At 61.7% G+C, this 17,762-nt stretch carries 20 protein-coding genes, 1 tRNA gene, 1 rRNA gene and 1 CRISPR repeat array; of the genes, 17 read left to right on the forward strand and 5 right to left on the reverse strand.

Features of this window, described 5'->3' with window-relative positions; translation table 11 throughout:
• Positions 1-2: 2 nt before the first annotated feature.
• Both rrf and ACFO3A_RS14005 read left to right on the forward strand, forming a co-directional pair.
• A 5S ribosomal RNA gene (gene rrf, locus ACFO3A_RS14000) occupies positions 3-115 on the forward strand.
• Between the two features lie 90 nt (positions 116-205).
• Complete coding sequence (locus ACFO3A_RS14005; protein WP_377727696.1) at positions 206-955, forward strand: 16S rRNA pseudouridine(516) synthase; 750 nt, start codon at positions 206-208, stop codon at positions 953-955.
• Between the two features lie 77 nt (positions 956-1,032).
• Here ACFO3A_RS14005 and ylqF read toward each other — a convergent pair whose 3' ends face one another.
• The 3 genes from ylqF to ACFO3A_RS14020 all read right to left on the reverse strand — a co-directional run bounded on the left by ylqF (position 1,033) and on the right by ACFO3A_RS14020 (position 4,051).
• The gene (gene ylqF / locus ACFO3A_RS14010; protein WP_377727561.1) at positions 1,033-1,980 is read right to left on the reverse strand and encodes a ribosome biogenesis GTPase YlqF; all 948 of its coding nucleotides are present in this window, start codon (positions 1,978-1,980) and stop codon (positions 1,033-1,035) included.
• Between the two features lie 130 nt (positions 1,981-2,110).
• Positions 2,111-3,637: a glutamate--cysteine ligase gene (gene gshA / locus ACFO3A_RS14015; protein ID WP_377727564.1), complete on the reverse strand. Its 1,527-nt coding sequence runs from the start codon at positions 3,635-3,637 to the stop codon at positions 2,111-2,113.
• 108 nt (positions 3,638-3,745) lie between these two features.
• On the reverse strand, positions 3,746-4,051 hold the full coding sequence (locus tag ACFO3A_RS14020) for a hypothetical protein (RefSeq protein ID WP_377727567.1): 306 nt from the start codon (positions 4,049-4,051) through the stop codon (positions 3,746-3,748).
• An 11-nt stretch (positions 4,052-4,062) separates the two neighbouring features.
• Here ACFO3A_RS14020 and ACFO3A_RS14025 point away from each other — a divergent pair, with 11 nt between their 5' ends.
• The 15 genes from ACFO3A_RS14025 (at position 4,063) to glnA (ending at position 15,116) form a co-directional block, all read left to right on the forward strand.
• Positions 4,063-4,257, forward strand: coding sequence for a hypothetical protein (locus ACFO3A_RS14025; RefSeq protein WP_377727569.1), 195 nt, complete (start codon positions 4,063-4,065; stop codon positions 4,255-4,257).
• Complete coding sequence (locus ACFO3A_RS14030) at positions 4,242-4,538, forward strand: 2Fe-2S iron-sulfur cluster-binding protein (protein WP_377727571.1); 297 nt, start codon at positions 4,242-4,244, stop codon at positions 4,536-4,538. Before ACFO3A_RS14025 ends, ACFO3A_RS14030 begins: the two co-directional genes overlap by 16 nt.
• Positions 4,539-4,726: 188 nt before the next feature.
• Positions 4,727-5,848, forward strand: coding sequence for a bifunctional 3,4-dihydroxy-2-butanone-4-phosphate synthase/GTP cyclohydrolase II (ribBA, locus tag ACFO3A_RS14035; RefSeq protein WP_377727574.1), 1,122 nt, complete (start codon positions 4,727-4,729; stop codon positions 5,846-5,848).
• A 15-nt stretch (positions 5,849-5,863) separates the two neighbouring features.
• Complete coding sequence (gene ribH, locus ACFO3A_RS14040) at positions 5,864-6,337, forward strand: 6,7-dimethyl-8-ribityllumazine synthase (RefSeq protein WP_377727577.1); 474 nt, start codon at positions 5,864-5,866, stop codon at positions 6,335-6,337.
• Between the two features lie 11 nt (positions 6,338-6,348).
• Positions 6,349-6,882 (forward strand): transcription antitermination factor NusB, encoded by a 534-nt coding sequence (gene nusB, locus ACFO3A_RS14045; protein ID WP_377727580.1) that lies wholly within the window; start codon positions 6,349-6,351, stop codon positions 6,880-6,882.
• 31 nt (positions 6,883-6,913) lie between these two features.
• On the forward strand, positions 6,914-8,098 hold the full coding sequence (locus ACFO3A_RS14050; RefSeq protein WP_377727583.1) for a pyridoxal phosphate-dependent aminotransferase: 1,185 nt from the start codon (positions 6,914-6,916) through the stop codon (positions 8,096-8,098).
• A 12-nt stretch (positions 8,099-8,110) separates the two neighbouring features.
• Positions 8,111-8,533, forward strand: a complete 423-nt coding sequence (gene ybgC / locus ACFO3A_RS14055) for a tol-pal system-associated acyl-CoA thioesterase (protein WP_377727585.1) — start codon at positions 8,111-8,113, stop codon at positions 8,531-8,533.
• Positions 8,530-9,237 carry a protein TolQ gene (gene tolQ / locus ACFO3A_RS14060; protein WP_377727588.1) on the forward strand — a complete coding sequence of 236 codons (708 nt, stop codon included), beginning with the start codon at positions 8,530-8,532 and terminating at the stop codon, positions 9,235-9,237. Before ybgC ends, tolQ begins: the two co-directional genes overlap by 4 nt.
• Positions 9,238-9,249: 12 nt before the next feature.
• On the forward strand, positions 9,250-9,681 hold the full coding sequence (locus tag ACFO3A_RS14065) for an ExbD/TolR family protein (protein ID WP_377727591.1): 432 nt from the start codon (positions 9,250-9,252) through the stop codon (positions 9,679-9,681).
• 25 nt (positions 9,682-9,706) lie between these two features.
• On the forward strand, positions 9,707-10,756 hold the full coding sequence (tolA, locus tag ACFO3A_RS14070; RefSeq protein ID WP_377727595.1) for a cell envelope integrity protein TolA: 1,050 nt from the start codon (positions 9,707-9,709) through the stop codon (positions 10,754-10,756).
• 233 nt (positions 10,757-10,989) lie between these two features.
• Positions 10,990-11,622 carry an FMN-dependent NADH-azoreductase gene (locus ACFO3A_RS14075; protein WP_377727599.1) on the forward strand — a complete coding sequence of 211 codons (633 nt, stop codon included), beginning with the start codon at positions 10,990-10,992 and terminating at the stop codon, positions 11,620-11,622.
• A 56-nt stretch (positions 11,623-11,678) separates the two neighbouring features.
• Complete coding sequence (gene thiD, locus ACFO3A_RS14080) at positions 11,679-12,551, forward strand: bifunctional hydroxymethylpyrimidine kinase/phosphomethylpyrimidine kinase (protein ID WP_377727601.1); 873 nt, start codon at positions 11,679-11,681, stop codon at positions 12,549-12,551.
• Between the two features lie 115 nt (positions 12,552-12,666).
• A tRNA-Gly gene (locus ACFO3A_RS14085) sits at positions 12,667-12,740 on the forward strand.
• A 57-nt stretch (positions 12,741-12,797) separates the two neighbouring features.
• Positions 12,798-13,634 carry a competence/damage-inducible protein A gene (locus ACFO3A_RS14090; protein WP_377727604.1) on the forward strand — a complete coding sequence of 279 codons (837 nt, stop codon included), beginning with the start codon at positions 12,798-12,800 and terminating at the stop codon, positions 13,632-13,634.
• 66 nt (positions 13,635-13,700) lie between these two features.
• Positions 13,701-15,116, forward strand: coding sequence for a type I glutamate--ammonia ligase (gene glnA / locus ACFO3A_RS14095; RefSeq protein ID WP_377727606.1), 1,416 nt, complete (start codon positions 13,701-13,703; stop codon positions 15,114-15,116).
• 176 nt (positions 15,117-15,292) lie between these two features.
• A CRISPR array of direct repeats spans positions 15,293-15,980; the repeat unit is 28 nt; unit sequence TTTCTAAGCTGCCTATACGGCAGTGAAC.
• A 132-nt stretch (positions 15,981-16,112) separates the two neighbouring features.
• On the opposite strand, the gene cas6f is transcribed toward glnA, so the two are convergent.
• Both cas6f and csy3 read right to left on the reverse strand, forming a co-directional pair.
• Positions 16,113-16,688 (reverse strand): type I-F CRISPR-associated endoribonuclease Cas6/Csy4, encoded by a 576-nt coding sequence (gene cas6f / locus ACFO3A_RS14100; RefSeq protein ID WP_377727608.1) that lies wholly within the window; start codon positions 16,686-16,688, stop codon positions 16,113-16,115.
• 5 nt (positions 16,689-16,693) lie between these two features.
• Complete coding sequence (csy3, locus tag ACFO3A_RS14105) at positions 16,694-17,719, reverse strand: type I-F CRISPR-associated protein Csy3 (RefSeq protein WP_377727610.1); 1,026 nt, start codon at positions 17,717-17,719, stop codon at positions 16,694-16,696.
• Between the last annotated feature and the right edge of the window lie 43 nt (positions 17,720-17,762).

Consider the following 17,762-nt stretch of genomic DNA (forward strand, 5'->3'; position numbering starts at 1 on the left):
TGCCTGATGACCATAGCGACCTGGAACCACTCCTTCCCATCCCGAACAGGACAGTGAAACAGGTCTGCGCCGATGATAGTGCGGGTTCCCGTGTGAAAGTAGGTCATCGTCAGGCTCTTATAGCAAGACAAACCCCCAGTCCCATAAAGACTGGGGGTTTTGTTTTTTGCACTGGTTATTTTTTTGATAATTTTTTGAAATGACGATGCAGCTACAGGATATTTTGTATTCGCAGGGGTTTGGTATTCGCCGGGTGTGTTCGGGCCTGGTGCAGCAGGGCTGGGTCGAGATTTGGGATGCTGCGCAGCAGGTGTTTGTGCCGGAGCGTGATTCCATGGCGGAGCTAGAGCCGGAGGGGTTGCGTTTTCGCGTGCAAGGTGTCGAGTGGCTGTTCCAGGCCAAGGGCTACATCATGCTGCACAAGCCCGCAGGAACGGAGTGTTCGCAAAAGCCTTCGGCGTGGCCGAGCATTTATACCTTGCTGCCTGCGCCTTTACGTCAGCGGCCCTGCAAGGCCGCCATTCAGGGGGTGCAGGCGGTGGGGCGGCTGGACCAGGATACGACCGGGTTGCTTTTGCTGAGTGACGATGGCCAGTTCATCCACCGCATGAGTTCGCCCAAGAAGCATGTGCCCAAGGTGTACCGGGTGACGGCGAAGCATCCGGTGACGACGCAGATGGTCGATCGCTTGTGCGCCGGGGTGGTGCTGGACGATGACCCCAGGCCGGTGCGGGCAGCGGCTTGCACGTTGGTGTCGGAATGCGTGCTGGATTTGACGCTGACCGAGGGCAAGTACCACCAGGTCAAGCGTATGCTGGCCGCAGTGGGCAACCGGGTGGAAGCGCTGCACCGTTGGAAAATTGGCGATTTGGCACTGCCCCAGGATTTGCCGCCGGGCCAATGGCGTTGGCTGACGCAGGAGGATTTGCAGGCGTTGGGGTTCCACGCTGCGTAATCGAGCAGGGAAGCGCTGTCGGGCCGCTGACCAGTGAGTGCCAGTTGTTGGTTTTGAATTGCTGTGCGCAAGTCGCTTTAACGCGGTTTGCGCTTTTTCTTTTTGGCTTTGGCCAAGGCTTCTTTGCGGGCCAGGCGCTCGGCATCGGCCACGGCGGCGATGGCGGCCCATTGAGCAAATTCTTCCGGGGTTTCCAGGGTGATGCGGCCCAGGGCGTGGGTGCGGTAGTCGGTGATCACCAACTCGGCGGCTTTTTGCATGTTCACGCGGCCGCCGGTCATGACGGCGCCGCGTTTGCGGGCGATGTATTCGAGTAGTTCATCGTCGTGCAGCGCGGCAATTTCCTGCTCGCTCAGGTCGAGCTTGTAGCGGGTTTGCAGCTCTTTGGCGTAGTGTTTCTGCAGGTAGAGCAGCAGTTCGAGCGCGACCAGTTCCTCGTCGTAGGCGTTGCGGCCGATCGAGCCGCTGGCGGCGAGGTTGAACCCGCTCTGGCCGATGGAAATCCGTGGCCAGAGCATTCCGGGGGTGTCCCAGAGGTAGAAGTCGTCGTCCAGCACGATGCGCTGCTCGTCCTTGGTCACGCCGGCTTCGTCGGCGGCCTTGGCCTGTTTTTTCCCTGTCATGGTGTTGATGAGGGTGGATTTGCCGACGTTGGGCACGCCGCAGATCAGCACGCGCATGGGGCGGGACATCCCGCCGCGCTGCGGGGCCAGTTCACGGCAGGTCTGGATCAGGCGGCGGGCAGGGGCCGGGTCGCCGGCGTCCATGGCGATGGCGCGGGTGTCGCTTTGGGCGTTGTACCACTGCAGCCAGGCTTCGGTCTGCACGGGGTCGGCCACGTCCTGCTTGTTGAGCAGCTTCAGGCGCGGCTTGTGGCCGGTCAGGGTTTGCAGCAGGGGGTTGAAGCTGGAGCCGGGGATACGGGCGTCCAGCACTTCGATGACGACGTCGATGTCCTTGACGCGCTCCTCGATGAGCTGGCGCGTCAGGTGCATGTGGCCGGGGAACCACTGGATGGCAGACATGGCGGATGCTTGAATGTTTGATTATTTAGATAGCTTCTTCCGCTGATCAATAAACGATTTCAAGGCAATTAAATCCTGAAATCGTTTATTGATCAGCGGAAACAGCTCACTTTATTGATATTGCCTTGCGTTACCGCAGGTTGCCGACGTCCATGTAGCGCAGGCGCCATTCCTCGAAGCTGCCGGTATCGGCCTTTTCGATTTCGCGCTGCGCCTGGATGGAGGCGCGGCTGAGTTGGGCAAAGGTTTTCTGCAGGGCTGCGTTGCGTGGCAGGCCCAGCAGGTGGTCGTGGCTGGCCTGGGTTTGCGCCAGGCCGAAGGCTTTGAAGCTGTTGCCGTGGGCCTGGGTGCCGTGCAGCACGCGGGCCGAGGGGGTCATGGTGGGGAACTGCACCAGATCCTGGGCGGCCAGCAGGGCCTGCTGGTAATCGTCGCCGCCGTGGGTGGCGTCCAGCGCCTGGGCCAGGGGCTGGCAAGCGTGCAGGATTTCTTCGGCCCAGTCGGTCAGCAGCACTTCCTGCTCGCCACGCAGCAGGCGCAGGCCCGGCTGGCGGCCACGCTCGGCGGTGCGGTGCTGGTTTTCCTTGACGGCGGCGATTTCCTGCGGGGTGTCGGGCGGGCTGTCGCAGAGCAGGCAGTGCAGCAGGAACACGTCCAGCATGCGCATGGTGCTGGCGTTAATACCCAGCGGCTCGAAGGGGTTGATGTCCATCAGCCGCACTTCCACATATTCCACACCGCGTTCGCGCAGGGCATGCAGGGGGCGCTCGCCCCGGCGCACGGTGCGTTTGGCGCGGATGGTGCTGTACAGCTCGTTTTCGATTTGCAGCAGGCTGGTGCCCAGCTGGTTGTAGTCGCCGCCGGGGTTGCGCACGCCCAGCTGCTCGTAGGCCGGATAGGGGCGGGTGAGCGCGTCTTGCAGGGAGTTGGCGTACTCGTCCAGATCGTTGAAGCTGGCATTGATGCTGGCCTGCGCCTCGCTCTGGTAGCCCAGGCGGCCCATGCGCAGCGACGTGGCGTAGGGCAGGTACAGCGCCTGGCCTTCCTCGCCCAGCGGTTGCAGCTGGTGCTGGCGGCCTTCGACAAAGCAGGGGCACAGCGTGGGCGAGGCGCCGAACAGGTACAGCAGCAAAAATGCCTGGCGGCGGAAGTTGCGAATCAGTCCCAGGTATTCGGCGCTGCTGACGCCCGGCAGCGACCAGTTGTAGTGAATGCCGGAGATGGTCTGCATACGCCGCCCGTAGCGGTGGCCCAGGCCCATGCGGTAAATGCTTTTGGAGCGGCCAATGTGCGAGTGGCCGTAGCGCCCCAGGGGGATGGTTTCATCCGTCGGCAGGGTGCAGGGCATGCTGGCGGCCCACATCATTTCCGCGCCTTCGTCAGCCATGCAGCGGTAGACGTACTGGTGAATGGCCTGCAGCTCGTCCAGGCAGTCCTGCACGCCCTGGTGGGCGCCGGTAATCAGCTCCAGCTGCGATTCGCTGTAGTCGGTGGTGATCAGCGGATGGGTCAGGGCCGAGCCGAGCGCCTGTGGGTGGGGCGTGAGGGCCAGGGCGCCGTTGGGCAGCACGCGCAGGCCTTCTTTTTCAATACCACGGCGGATGCCGGCCAGGCGCTCGGGTGCCGGAATAGCGAAAGAGGGGGGCTGCACGGTCATGCGAAACAAGAAGGGAAGTTGGCGAAGAGGGGCGAAGTTACCATGCCCGGCCCGGGCTTATCTTGCGCAGGGACTAGAAAAAGTGCGATGGTGCTGCCGGTGGGGGCGTCAGGGTTTATCCCCGATCTGGCGGCACAAGCTTGTGGAAAAGCCTGAACAAGCCGCCGACAACTTGGACAAGGTATTGTTTTGCCAGTGAAAAGAAAAAATGATTAAAAAATAGGCAATTCTTGGGAGGTGAGGAAAACTTCTTCGGCAGAAGACCGCACAAGCTTGTGGATAAGTCTTGGCAAGCCGCTGAAGTGTTGGATTAACTTGATGAAATAAAAGAAAAAAATTATTGTTGCTGAAATTTTTGGCAGTTTGTACGGTTTTTTTGCCATGGCGCTTGCCATTCTGGTCGTTGCCCGGCATGGGGCGGCGTCATGCCGATTTATCCCCGTCCGGGTTGGATAAAGCTGTGGAAAACTGCAGGCGCAAGTTCCCAAGGCCGCATCAGCATTGGTTTTGTTGGGGACAGCCCTGGGACGCTGAAAAAATGGGCAAGGCGCAGTAGCGGCAAAACGGGCACAATGCGCGGTTGTTTTGCTTTTTCCTCTTTGGCATGGATGCAGCTTTGACCCCTGAATTTTTCACCGCCAAGCTCGAACCCAGCAGCCAGCAATGCGATGCCTGGACGAACCAGCCGCTGCTGTTCTCGCTGGAGGCGGGCAGCATCCCGTGGCCCAGTTCGTGCCGCAACGGCACCTGTCGTACCTGCCTGGGCCAGCTCAAAAGCGGCAGCGTGCGCTACGAGATCGAATGGCCCGGCCTGACCACGGAGGAGATGGCGGCCGGCTGCGTGCTGCCCTGCGTGGCTTATCCGCAAAGCGATGTGGTGCTGCAAGACCCTGAAAACTGACGCCCCGGTGCCGGCATGGCGCTGCAGAGGCTGGAGCCAGCCTTTAAAATCGGCGGTTTCAAGAGCGCGAGCCGACAATTTTGCGTTTCACCCCTGGGCCGCTTGCGGCCCGCATTTTTTTGCAGCAGGCCTGGTGGTTTGGGCAAATGCCGATCCGGTGGCAGCGCTGCAAGTTCTAAGGAACATTCATGAATACCCCCCGCACCCCCGTAGCCATATCCCCGGTGGAGGACATCGTTGCCGACATGCGTGCTGGCCGCATGGTCATCCTGGTCGATGAGGAAGACCGGGAAAACGAAGGCGATCTGATCCTGGCGGCCGACCATGTCAGTGCCGAAACCATCAACTTCATGGCCAAGTTTGGCCGGGGTCTGATCTGCCTGACGTTGACGCGTGAGCGTTGCGAGCATTTGCGCCTGCCCCCCATGGCGGTACGCAACGGCACGGTCTACAGCACGGCGTTCACCGTTTCGATCGAAGCGGCCCAGGGCGTGACCACCGGCATCAGCGCTGCCGACCGCGCCCGCACCGTGCAGGCGGCAGTCGCACCCGATGCCCAGGCCAGCGATCTGGTGCAGCCCGGGCACATCTTTCCGTTGCAGGCCGTCGATGGCGGGGTGCTGATGCGGGCCGGGCATACCGAGGCCGGCTGCGATCTGGCCGCCCTGGCCGGGTGCAGCCCGGCAGCGGTGATCTGCGAAATCATGAAAGACGATGGCACGATGGCGCGGCTGCCCGACTTGCAGCTGTTCGCTGCCGAGCATGGGTTGAAGATCGGCACCATCGCCGATCTGATCCAGTACCGCAGTCGTACCGAATCGCTGCTGGAACGTGTCGGCACCCGCACCCTGCAAACCCACCATGGCGCGTTTGTCGCCCATGCGTTCATGGACAAGCCCAGCCAATCCGTCCACCTGGCTCTGGTGCGCGGCCAGTGGGAGCCGGGGCAGGACGTGGCCGTGCGGGTACACGAGCCGCTGTCGGTACTCGACGCGCTGGAAGTGCAGCGCCCAATGCACTCATGGAGCCTGGACGAAAGTCTGGCCTACCTGGACAAGACCGGCTGTGGCGTGGCGGTGCTGCTCAACTGCGGCGAAAGCGCCCAGCAACTGCTCGACCAGTTCGAGGGCAAGGCCCGCTCGGCCCACGCACCGGAACGCGGACGCATGGATTTGCGCTCCTACGGCATCGGCGCTCAAATCTTGCGCGAAATGGGCGTACACAAAATGCAGCTGCTGGGCCAGCCCCGGCGGATGCCCAGCATGGCCGGGTACGGCCTGGAAATCACCGGTTACATCACCAAGGAATAAAAGAGGACAACCACCATGCAAAACGCAGACAAAGGCCAACCCCGGGAATTGAGCGGCGTGGGCCTGCACATCGGCATCGTACAGGCGCGTTTCAATACCGACATTACCGATGCCCTGGCCCAGGCGTGCCAGGACGCCCTGATCGACCTGGGGGTAGCGCCTGAACACATCACCCTGGTGCAGGTGCCCGGCGCCCTGGAAGTGCCCCTGGGCCTGATGGCCCTGGCCGAGCGCGACGAGTTCGACGCCCTGGTCGCCCTGGGCTGCATCATCCGGGGGGAAACCTACCACTTCGAGCTGGTTGCCAACGAGTCGGGCGCCGGTGTCACCCGTGTCGGGCTGGACTATGGCATTCCGATCGCCAATGCCATCCTGACCACCGAAGACCTGGAACAGGCCGTTGCCCGCCAGACCGAAAAAGGGCGCGATGCCGCCTACGTCGCCGTGGAGATGGCGCAACTGCTCACCGATCTGGCCCCGAGCGAATAAGCAGTAACTGTATGCAAGAAGACACAACCCCCTCCAAACGCCCGCCGCGCCAGAAGCGCACGGGCCTGACCAGCACCGGCGTGCGCAAAGCGGCGTCCAAGTCGGCCCGCAGCCGTTCACGCGAATTTGCCCTGCAGGCGCTGTACCAGCACGTTGTCGCAGGCAACGATGCTGCCAGCATCGACCAGTTCACGCGCGAGCTGATCGGCTTTCACAAGTGCGACGCTGCCCATTACGACGCCCTGGTGCATGGCTGCATCGAGCAGGAAGCCGACCTGAACGCCCTGATCGCCCCCAAGCTCGACCGCCCGCTGGGGGAACTGTCGCCCATTGAACACATCTGTATGTGGATTGGCGCGTATGAGCTGCTGCACGCCCTGGATGTGCCCTGGCGCGTGGTGATGAACGAGGCCATCGAGCTGACCAAGGAGTTTGGCGGCACCGACGGGCATAAATACGTCAACGGCGTGCTGGATGCCCTGGCGCCGGTGCTGCGTGCGGCGGAAGTGCAGGCCGACCTGGCGGCAAAAAACAAGGCGGGCTGATACCGGCCTGCTTCATGGATGGGGTGAATGAATGCAATTTGCTGCACGTACAGAAAAAATCGAACCGTTTTACGTCATGGAAGTGGCCAAGGCCGCGCAAATACTGGCGGCCCGGGTGGCCGATAGCGCCAGCCCCATGATTTTTCTGAACATTGGTGAGCCGGACTTCACGGCGGCCCCGGCCGTGCAGCAAGCCGCCAGCGCGGCCATTGCACAGGGCCAGACCCAGTACACCAACGCCCTGGGACTGCCCGCGCTGCGCACGGCCATCAGCCAGTGGTATGCCAGCCGCTTTGGCGTGCAGGTGGCGGCAGAGCGTATCGTCGTCACTGCCGGGGCCAGCGCGGCCCTGCAACTGGCTTGCCAGGCGCTGGTCAATCCGGGCGACGAAGTGCTGATGCCCGATCCCAGCTACCCGTGCAACCGCCACTTCGTCAGCAGTGCCGATGGCGTGGCCCGCCTGATTCCCACCACGGCCGCGCAACGCTACCAACTCAGCAGCGAGCAGGTGCTTGCCCACTGGGGGGCGCAAACGCGCGGGGTGTTGCTGGCCTCGCCCTCCAACCCGACCGGCACCTCGATTGCACCGGACGAGCTGGCGCGTATTCATGATGTGGTGCGGAGCAAGGGCGGTTTCACCATCGTCGACGAGATTTACCTGGGCCTGTCCTACGACGAGGCCTTTGGCCGCAGCGCCTTGGCGCTGGGCGAGGACATCGTCAGCATCAACAGCTTCAGCAAATACTTCAACATGACCGGCTGGCGCCTGGGCTGGATGGTGCTGCCTCCGGCGATGGTGCCGGTGGTCGAGCGCCTGGCGCAGAACCTGTTCATCTGCCCTTCCACCATTGCCCAGCACGCGGCTTTGGCCTGCTTTGCGCCGGAAAGCCTGGCGCTGTACGAGCAGCGCCGGGCCGAGTTCAAGGCGCGGCGCGACTTTTTCATTCCCGCCCTGCGCGAACTGGGCTTTGGCGTACCGGTGATGCCCGATGGCGCGTTTTACGCCTGGGCCGATGGCAGCGCCCTGTTTCCCAAGCTGGGGGTGGACAACAGTTGGGACTTTGCCTACGCGCTGATGGACAAGGCGCATCTGGCGATCACTCCGGGGCGGGACTTCGGCAGCAGCGACACCGCCCGCTACGTGCGCTTTTCCACGGCCAATTCCATGACTCAGTTGCACGAGGCAGTGGCGCGGCTGCGCCGCCTGCTGGCCTGACGGATGCTTGCCGTGAACCAGCCAGCCTTTCACATTCCCGTGCGGGTGTATTGGGAAGACACCGATGCCGGCGGCATCGTCTTTTACGCCAACTACCTGAAATTCTTTGAACGCGCCCGTACCGAATGGCTGCGCAGCCTGGGGCTGAACCAGCAGCACCTGCGCGATACCGTGGGCGGCATGTTCGTTGTCACGCACGCGCAGGCGGAATACCTGCGCCCGGCGCGGCTGGACGACGTGCTGCACGTTACCGCCGTGCTGCAAACGGCAGGCCGCGCCTCGCTGACCATTGCCCAGCAGGTTTTTTTGCAGCCCGTGTCAGCCGACGGCACCCCCCAACTGTTATGCCAGGGCGTGGTGCGCGTCGGCTGGGTGGATGCCGCCAGCATGCGACCGGCCCGGATTCCTTCTTCACTTCTTGAACAACTGTCATGAACCCTTCTCAAGACATGTCCATCCTGTCCCTGGTGCTGCAAGCAAGCTGGGTGGTGCAACTCGTCATGCTGATTCTGGTCGCTGGCTCGGTGGCCAGCTGGGCCACGATTTTTCGCAAAGCGATGGCCATCAAGCGCGTGCGCCGGCTCAATGAGGAGTTTGAAGAGGACTTCTGGTCCGGCAACAGCCTGAACGACCTGTATACCCGTGCCACGCAAAACGCCAAGAGCGGCGGCCCGATGGAACGTATCTTTGCCAGCGGGATGCGCGAATACCGCAAGCTGCGCGAGCGCCAGGTGCAAAGCGCCACCACGCTGATGGACGGCACCCGCCGCGCCATGCGGGCCAGCTTCCAACGCGAGATGGATCAGGTCGAGATGGGCCTGTCGTTTCTGGGCACGGTCGGCTCCGTTTCGCCCTATATCGGGCTGTTCGGCACGGTTTGGGGGGTGATGCACGCTTTTACCGGCTTTGCCTCGATGGAGCAGCTCACCCTGGCCACCGTCGCCCCCGGCATTGCCGAGGCCCTGGTGGCCACGGCCATGGGGCTGTTTGCCGCCATTCCGGCAGTGACGGCCTACAACCGCTACGCCAACCATATCGACCGCATTGCCAACGCGCAGGAAACCTTCGTCGAAGAGTTTTCCAACATCCTGCAGCGCAACATCAGCAGCCCGGCACAGGCCAGCGCCTCGGGCCACTAAGGCGCAATCCCCATGAGTACCGACAGCTTCCGCAGCCCCCGGCGCCGGCGCACCGTCAATGAAATCAACATGGTGCCGTTCATCGACGTGATGCTGGTGCTGCTCATCATCTTCATGGTGACGGCGCCCATGCTTACCCCCGGTGCCATCAACGTGCCCAGCGCGGGCAAGTCCACCAAGCCACCGACCAAGCACGTTGCGCACGTGTTGCTGGCCGAAGACGGCAGCATCCGCCTGAAAGCAGGCAAGAACGAGCAGACCCTGAGCCTGCAGGAACTGGGCATTGCCACCGCCAGCTGGCAGGCCGAGGAAAGCGAGGAAAGCGCCGTACTGATCCAGGCCGACAAGACCCTGGCCTACGAACACGTGGTTGCCGCCATGGGCGAATTGCAACGCGCCGGGGTCAAGCGCATTGCCCTGGGCGTGAAATCTGCCGCGAAATAGAGAAAACAGAGGAAAAGCCCCTCGCATGTCTGCCCATTTGGAACATGACCCCTTTGCGCCTCCCCGCTCGCGGCCGCAGTGGCTGAGCTGGATTCTGGCGTTGCTGGCCCATGCGCTGCTGGTGGGCGCCTTCGTCTGGAAAATCACCCCGCCGCCAGCGGCCAGCGAAGAGGCCGTCGAGGCCGAGCTGTGGGCCGACCAGTTCGAGCAGGCCGCCCCGGCCTTTGTCGCCCCGGCCCTGCCCAAGGTAGCGCCCCCGCCGCCCGAGCCGAAGCCGGAACCGGTGCCGCCACCGAAGCCCCCCCAGCCCAGCCCGGCCGAGCTGCAAGCCCAGCGCGATGCCGAGCTGGCCCTGGAACAGCAGAAAAAGCAGGAAGAAAAACGCCAGACCGAGGAAAAAGCCCGGCAGTTGGAGCGCGAGCGCAAAGAGCAAGAGCGTCAGCAAGCGCTGGAGAAAGAAAAGCGCGAAAAGCAAAAAGCCGAGCAGGCCGCCAGGGAAAAAGCGGAAAAGGAAAAAGAGGAACAGGCAGCGAAGGAAAAAGCGGCCAAGGAAAAAGCGGCCAAAGAGAAGGCCGAGAAAGAGAAGGCGGAAAAAGAAAAAGCCGCCAAGGCCGAAGCCGCCCAGAAGGCGGCCGAGGACAAGCGCAAGAAAGAGCAGGCCGCCAAGGAAGCTAAAGAATCCGAAGCACGGCGCCAAGCACAAATAGCCAGGATGCAGGCGAGCGCTGGTTCTGGCGGCACCGGCAGCGCTGCACAAAGCAGCGGCCCCAATGGCGGCAAAGGCACGGGCGGCGGTACGGCCGGGCCATCGGCAGGCTATGGTGCCAAGGTGGCGGCCAAGGTCAAACCCAACATCGTCTATCCCGATCTGGTCAGCGGCAATCCCCGTGCCGAAGTGCGCGTGCGGGCTGCGCCCAGCGGGGCCATCACCAGCGTGCAGCTGGTGCAGTCCAGTGGCAACCCGGCCTGGGATGAGGCAGTGGTGCGTGCCCTGTACAAAACCCAGACCCTGCCCCCGGATGTGGGCGGGCGGGTGCCGACCGAGCTGCTGATTGGCTTCAGGCCGCAGGACTAAAAAGAGAGCTGCTACCGCTTGAAAACAAAGGATTTCAGAGTAAAAAGCATCTGAAATCCTTTGTTTATCAGTGGAAGCAGCTCTTTTATTTTTTCTTCAAGTACCATCATTGTTTCTATCATTGCAACAATGAAATCCGCAAACGGTGGCTTATCAGAGGGATGATGGGCCGGGATAATTCAAACCATCGTACTAACCCTAGGTATTTTCCACTTTCCTTTTGGAGATTGATCTTGAAACTGCTGCATATCGACTCGTCCATCACCGGCCAGAATTCCGTTTCCCGTGCCCTGAGCGCCAATATCGTCGCCGCCTTGAAAAAGGCCAGTCCTGGCGCCGAAGTGGACTATCTCGACCTGGCGGTTCAGGCTCCGGCCCACTTCACTATGGACGCCATGTGCCCGCGCACCGGCCAGACCGAGAACCTGAGCCCCGCGCAAATCGCTGAAAACGCCGTATCGGAAAAACTGGTGCAGCAATTCCTGGCGGCCGACGTGGTGGTCATCGGCGCACCGTTTTACAACTTCGGCATTCCCAGCCAGCTCAAGGCCTGGATCGACCGCATCGCCCAGCCTGGGCGCACCTTCCGCTACACCGCCAATGGCCCCGAGGGGCTGGCTGGCGGCAAGAAGGTCATCGTCGCTTCCTCGCGTGGTGGGTTTTATTCCACCAGCGCCCAGGGCCAGGCCATGGAGCATCAGGAAAGCTATCTGCAAACCGTGCTGGGCTTTTTCGGTGTGACCGATGTCCAGTTCGTCCGCGCCGAAGGCGTGGCGCTGGGGGCGGAAGCCAAGGACAAGGCCCTGGCCCTGGCTGACCAGGCCATCGAACAATTGGTGGAAGCCGAAGCAACCGTACCGGCCTGACACCCAGCCCAGGCCTGCGGGCCGCAGCAAGGCAGGTCGGGGCCATAATTTCGGGCATGACGACCCCTGACATCCCTCCTGCCAGCGCCGCGCTGGCCCCCACTCGCCACCCGCACTATGTGCGGGTGTTGTCCATTGCCGGCTCCGACAGCGGTGGCGGCGCAGGTATCCAGGCCGATTTGAAGACGTTTGCCGCCCTGGGCTGCTACGGCATGACGGCCATCACCGCCATCACCGCGCAGAACACCCAGGGCGTGCGCGGCATTCACGGCATTCCCGCCCCCATGCTGGCAGCGCAGATCGACGCAGTTTTGCAGGATATCGGTGCAGATGCCGTAAAAATCGGCATGTTGTCCACTCCCGAGTCCGTGCAGGTGGTGGCCGATGCCATCCGCCGCTATGGCCTGACCCGGGTGGTACTCGACCCGGTCATGGTGGCCACCAGCGGCGATCGGCTGATCGCCGAGGAAACGGCCCAGGCCTTGGTGCAAGCGCTGTTCCCTCTGGCAACCATCATCACCCCCAATCTGGACGAAGCTGCCTGGCTGACCGGGCAGGACATCCGCACGCAAGCCGCCATGCACGCTGCCGCAGCGCAATTGCAAGGGCTGGGCGCGGCCAATGTATTGGTCAAAGGCGGACATTTGCCTGGGGATGATGTGGTGGATGTGCTGCGCACCGCCGAGGGCCGGACGCAGGAGCTGGCCTCCGCACGGATCACCACCCACAACGGCCACGGCACGGGCTGCACCCTGTCTTCGGCGATTGCCGCTTATTTAGCGCGGGGCCTGCCGCTGTCCGAAGCAGTGGCACAGGGGCGCAACTACATTCTGGGCGCCATCGCAGCCGGCGCCCGGGTGCATACCGGACAGGGCCATGGCCCGCTGAACCATGGTTACGCGCCGCTGGCCCAGCAGATCGTGGAATAGATCCCCTCTGATCTTGGTCAGCCCCTCAATAACGAGCCTTTACGTGACTGACGGGTGCCCGATGGCTCTGAATCCGGCTTATTCTCGCGTGCTAGAATGCGTGGCTTAGATCGATGCGGGTGTAGTTCAATGGCAGAACGGCAGCTTCCCAAGCTTCATACGAGGGTTCGATTCCCTTCACCCGCTCCAACCGCTTTCTTGAACCCGTAGGCACTGGCGGCTCTACGGGTTTTTTTGTATCTTGCGATGCCCAATACCCTTCCTCTTGCCCGGTTTGGCGCCATCATCATTGGCGACGAAATCCTCTCTGGCAAACGCCAGGACAAGCATCTCCCCCAGTTGATCGCACTACTGGCTGCCCGGGGATGCAGCTTGGCATGGGCCGAGTACGTGGGCGACGAGCGGGGGCGGTTGACCGATGTGCTGCGCCGTGCCACGGCTGGCGGCGACATAGTGTTCAGCTTTGGCGGCATTGGCGCCACGCCGGACGATCACACGCGCCAATGCGCAGCGGCGGCCCTGGACGTGGCGCTGCAACCCCATGCCCAGGCCCAGGCCCTGATCACCCAGCGGATGCAGGAGATGGCGACGGAAAAGGGCGAAGTCTTCCAACCCGAACGGGCCGACAACGTGCAGCGCCTGCAAATGGGTGTGCTGCCTGCGGGTGCGCAGATCATTCCCAACCCGTTCAACCGCATTCCCGGCTTCAGTTGCCGGGGCGCACAGGGTGCGTGGCTGCATTGCGTGCCGGGCTTTCCGGTGATGGCCTGGCCGATGGTCGAGTGGGCACTGGATCACCACCACCGCGATTTGTACCAGCGACACGGGCACACCGAACGCTCGATCATCCTGTTCAAGGCGCAGGAGTCGGCGCTGACGCCGCTGATGGAGGCGGTGGAAACCGCCCACCCCGATATCAAGGTGTTCAGCCTGCCCAGCGTCGATCACCCGGAATACGGGATGCACATCGAACTGGGCGTGAAGGGCAAAACCGATGCCATCGCCCCGGCTTGGCAGCAGCTGATCGAGGGTTTGCACCTGCTTGGGGCACAATTTGGCCCAGAACTACAGCGCAGCATTTAACCGTGGTGCGCTGGCTTTTTATTTCCTCCCGAAGATTTTTCAACCAGGCCTAAGCTGGAGCAATTGATGAGCAAAACCATCGCCGACGTGATGCAAATGGTGGAAGACTACGAAGTCAAATTCGTGGATCTGCGCTTTACCGACACCCGTGGTAAAGAACAACATGTGACCGTTCCCGTCTCCCATTTCGACGAAGACAAATTCACCGAAGGCCACGCATTCGATGGCTCGTCCATGCCCGGCTGGAAGGGCATCGAGGCTTCGGACATGCAGCTCATGCCCGATCCCGGCACCGCCAACATCGACCCCTTCTTTGAAGAAACCACGCTGTTTTTGCAGTGCGACGTGGTCGAGCCGGGCGACGGCAAGGCCTACGACCGCGATCCGCGCTCCATCGCCAAGCGGGCCGAGGCGTACCTGAAAGCCTCGGGCCTGGGCGACACCGCTTTCTTCGGGCCGGAGCCGGAATTTTTCCTGTTCGACAACGTGCGCTGGGACAACCAGCCGGGCAACACCTTCTACAGCATCGAAGAATACGAAGCCCCCTGGAACAGCGGCGCCCAGCTCGACGGCAACAACAAGGGGCACCGTCCGCGCACCAAGGGCGGCTACTTCCCCGTGCCGCCCATCGACAGCACGCAGAACATCCGCGCGGAAATGGCGCTGCTGCTCGAATCCCTGGGCATCCCCGTCGAAGTGCTGCACCGCGAGGTGGGCGGTGCCGGCCAGAACGAACTGGGCACGCGCTTTTCCACCCTGGTGCAACGCGCCGACTGGACGCAGGTGCAGAAGTACGTGATCTGGAACGTGGCCAACAATTACGGCAAGACCGCCACCTTCATGCCCAAGCCCTACGCGGGCGACAACGGCTCGGGGATGCACGTCCACCAGTCGATCTGGAAGGACGGCAAGAACCTGTTCGCCGGCGACGGCTACGCGGGCCTGTCGGACTTTGCGCTGTACTACATCGGCGGCCTGATCAAGCACGCGCGGGCGCTCAACGCCATCACCAATCCCGGCACGAACAGCTACAAGCGTCTGGTGCCCGGCTTTGAAGCGCCGGTCAAACTGGCCTACTCGGCCAAAAACCGTTCGGCCTCCATCCGCATCCCCTACACCAGCAACCCCAAGGGCCGTCGCGTGGAAGCACGCTTCCCCGATCCGCTGATGAACCCCTACCTGGGCTTTGCCGCGCTGCTGATGGCCGGGCTGGACGGCGTGGAAAACAAGATCCACCCCGGCGAAGCCGCCACCAAGGACCTGTACCACCTGCCGCCGGAAGAAGACCGCCTGGTGCCCACCGTGTGCCACAGCCTCGATCAGGCGCTGGAGGCCCTCGACCAGGACCGCGCCTTCCTGACCAAGGGCGGCGTGTTCTCCAACGACATGCTGGATGCCTACATCACGCTGAAGATGGACGAGGTCACGCGCTTCCGCCAGGCCGTGCATCCGATCGAGTACGACATGTACTACTCGCTGTAACGGCGCCACTGCCTGCTTGGCGTTGCACCTATAAAAATAGCTGTTAGCGCTTGCCAATAATGAATTTCATATTCTTAAATATTTGAAATTTATTATTGGCAAGCGATGCTTGCTATTATTTTTGACATTTTATGCGACAATGAATCCATTATTCATGCCGATCGAATGTTCCATGATTTCCGAGCTGCCTATACGGCAGTGAACTGCACGTCCCGGCCACCGGCACCGGCAACAGCTTTCTAAGCTGCCTATACGGCAGTGAACTCGTCGATTACGGCTACACGTTTGAACACCTGTTTCTAAGCTGCCTATACGGCAGTGAACGCTTGCCAACGGCAAGCAACGTCCAAATTTCATTTCTAAGCTGCCTATACGGCAGTGAACGCGGCGGCGCCGAAGGCCTGGGCATCCTGCTTTTTCTAAGCTGCCTATACGGCAGCGAACACTGGAACAGGCCGACCGCTGGATTGATGCGTTTTCTAAGCTGCCTATACGGCAGTGAACGGTTCACAAAATCCCTTCGGGATTTCAGGGGTTTTCTAAGCTGCCTATACGGCAGTGAACCGCTTCGAGCTGACCGGCCATACAGCGTTCGCTTTCTAAGCTGCCTATACGGCAGTGAACTTGCAAGCCCTTCCGCATTTGCCGATGATTCTTTTCTAAGCTGCCTATACGGCAGTGAACGGCTGGCGCTTTGGTCGTTTTGACCAGGTGAATTTCTAAGCTGCCTATACGGCAGTGAACTTCATGCTTCCACGGCAAAGCGGCTTGTTTCTTTTCTAAGCTGCCTATACGGCAGTGAACGGTAAGTTCCATTTTTTAACTCCTCAATTTTTTTTCTAAGCTGCCTATACGGCAGTGAACTGATCATACCTTTTTGCAATACTTTGATTAATAAAGAAAAAGTGCCATAAAACGTAGAACGCCCCAATTTCCGGGGGTGTTCTGTAAGTATTTGATTTATAAGACGCTACGATAGGTCTTCCAAAAAAAGGGTCAAAACCACGGCACCGTCGTCCCGCACGCCAGACCGTAGGCGTTGAAGGTTCCGGAGATGGGCTGGGGCAACAGCGGCCCGTGCTCCACGTACAAGCAAAACGGCTGTCCGGTGCTGCTGCTGCGCAGTTGCACAAATGGTAGATCCGGGCGACGTTCTACGCTGTCGGGAATCGCGGCTGCGGCCTGTTCGGCGGTTTCGTTTTTGCGCAGCATCCGGCGGCGACGCAGGCGGTCAGCGTTGGTTTTGAATTGGCGGCGGCGCACGGTGCGATGCAGAGCATCGGTGGGCACCGGACGCAGCGCAGCCACCTGGGTGTGGTCGCGCATGCCTTTGAGCCAGTCCTGCGCCATCAAGCGGTGCAGCGCCTCGGGAGAGCCGTGCAGGCGAAGCACGGTGCCCAGGGTACGGCGTGCCTGTGGCGCATTCACATGCTGCGGGTAGCTCACGCCAATGTCGGTGGTTTGCCCCTGCACCAGTGCCCGATGCAGTTTCGCCACCAGCGCACTCAGCAAGTGTGCGTGGCTGAACTCCGGGTCGGGCAGCAGGGTGATGTCGATGTAGTGCGTGGTCATGGTGATCAGCTCGCGTCGCCGAATACGCCGCCGCGAATGAGCACGGCCATCACGAAATGCTGCTGCTCGACGGGTGGTACTTGATCTTTGAGCAGCCAGTTGTCTAGCAAGGTGTAGAAGTCCAACTTCTGTTTGGGCTGGCGGTAGGCCTTGCCCTGGGTGGTGACGGAGCCATAGGGCTCGATGGCAATCGGGCCCAGTTCATCTGCGCCGTCGTACCAGGTGTCGATGGTGCGGATGGCGTTGCCGATCTTTTGCGAGTGGATGGCGGCCACGCCGTTCACGTGGTAAAGCGTCTTGCTTTTCCTCGTGCTGCCTTTGTCCAGGATCAGCTCTTGCGATGGAAACACCTCCTGCCCGGCACCCTGGCGCACAAAGGCCGTGACCCGCAGCAGCACGTGTGCCGTACCGGCCAGTCCTGCAGCAATGGCCTGACCGAGTTCGTTCAATTCTTTTGTTTCATGATTGATAGCTGCTACCGCCCGTGTATTCAGGGCTAGAGCATTAAAAGACCATGAATTGGCAGCTTTGCCAGCTTGCATCTGCTCCACGGTGACTTCCACGCTTTCGGCCCCTACGCGGTTGCGCCAGAGGAAGCGGCCATTGGCCAGGTTGACGGCGTAGCGCCGGGCCAGTTCGGCAAAGCCGTGCTGCTGCACATAACCCTGCACGGTGGCCAGCAGCTTGGCCTGATAGGCCGCGCTGTTGCAAGCCGACGGCGTGCCCGCGCCGCCGAGTACGCGCAGCGTGAACTGCACCTTGAGCGTGTCGGCCTGTGGCGGCAGCGCGGCCACGTCCACGGTTTGCAGGTTGGGGTTCTCGATGGCAGCGTCGAGCTTGGCCGGGTCTTGCTCTTTGGCCTTGAGCCGGTTGCTGATGGTGCCGCGCACGGACTTGGGCCGAATGGTCACGGGCGGCCAGGCGTGCGACTGGGCGCGGTCTTCCCAGCGGCCCGCGTGGAAGACGGCGTCAGAGGGATCGAGCTTGCGCTCGAAGGCCAGGACGGAGGCGGTGGTGAGTTTGTCGGTCATGGTGTCAATCCTTGAGAAATGGGGTACGAAAGGGGCAGGAGGT

The sequence above is a fragment of the Comamonas nitrativorans genome (assembly GCF_042654765.1).
Taxonomy (GTDB): Bacteria; Pseudomonadota; Gammaproteobacteria; order Burkholderiales; family Burkholderiaceae_C; genus Comamonas; species Comamonas nitrativorans.

Coding starts and splice junctions, on each gene's coding strand:
- ACFO3A_RS14005 (WP_377727696.1), top strand. CDS start 206: ATGCAGCTACAGGATATTTTGTATTCGCAGGGGTTTGGTATTCGCCGG.
- ylqF (WP_377727561.1), bottom strand. CDS start 1,980: ATGTCTGCCATCCAGTGGTTCCCCGGCCACATGCACCTGACGCGCCAG.
- gshA (WP_377727564.1), bottom strand. CDS start 3,637: ATGACCGTGCAGCCCCCCTCTTTCGCTATTCCGGCACCCGAGCGCCTG.
- ACFO3A_RS14020 (WP_377727567.1), bottom strand. CDS start 4,051: ATGCCGGGCAACGACCAGAATGGCAAGCGCCATGGCAAAAAAACCGTA.
- ACFO3A_RS14025 (WP_377727569.1), top strand. CDS start 4,063: ATGCCGATTTATCCCCGTCCGGGTTGGATAAAGCTGTGGAAAACTGCA.
- ACFO3A_RS14030 (WP_377727571.1), top strand. CDS start 4,242: ATGGATGCAGCTTTGACCCCTGAATTTTTCACCGCCAAGCTCGAACCC.
- ribBA (WP_377727574.1), top strand. CDS start 4,727: ATGAATACCCCCCGCACCCCCGTAGCCATATCCCCGGTGGAGGACATC.
- ribH (WP_377727577.1), top strand. CDS start 5,864: ATGCAAAACGCAGACAAAGGCCAACCCCGGGAATTGAGCGGCGTGGGC.
- nusB (WP_377727580.1), top strand. CDS start 6,349: ATGCAAGAAGACACAACCCCCTCCAAACGCCCGCCGCGCCAGAAGCGC.
- ACFO3A_RS14050 (WP_377727583.1), top strand. CDS start 6,914: ATGCAATTTGCTGCACGTACAGAAAAAATCGAACCGTTTTACGTCATG.
- tolQ (WP_377727588.1), top strand. CDS start 8,530: ATGAACCCTTCTCAAGACATGTCCATCCTGTCCCTGGTGCTGCAAGCA.
- ACFO3A_RS14065 (WP_377727591.1), top strand. CDS start 9,250: ATGAGTACCGACAGCTTCCGCAGCCCCCGGCGCCGGCGCACCGTCAAT.
- tolA (WP_377727595.1), top strand. CDS start 9,707: ATGTCTGCCCATTTGGAACATGACCCCTTTGCGCCTCCCCGCTCGCGG.
- thiD (WP_377727601.1), top strand. CDS start 11,679: ATGACGACCCCTGACATCCCTCCTGCCAGCGCCGCGCTGGCCCCCACT.
- ACFO3A_RS14090 (WP_377727604.1), top strand. CDS start 12,798: ATGCCCAATACCCTTCCTCTTGCCCGGTTTGGCGCCATCATCATTGGC.
- glnA (WP_377727606.1), top strand. CDS start 13,701: ATGAGCAAAACCATCGCCGACGTGATGCAAATGGTGGAAGACTACGAA.
- cas6f (WP_377727608.1), bottom strand. CDS start 16,688: ATGACCACGCACTACATCGACATCACCCTGCTGCCCGACCCGGAGTTC.
- csy3 (WP_377727610.1), bottom strand. CDS start 17,719: ATGACCGACAAACTCACCACCGCCTCCGTCCTGGCCTTCGAGCGCAAG.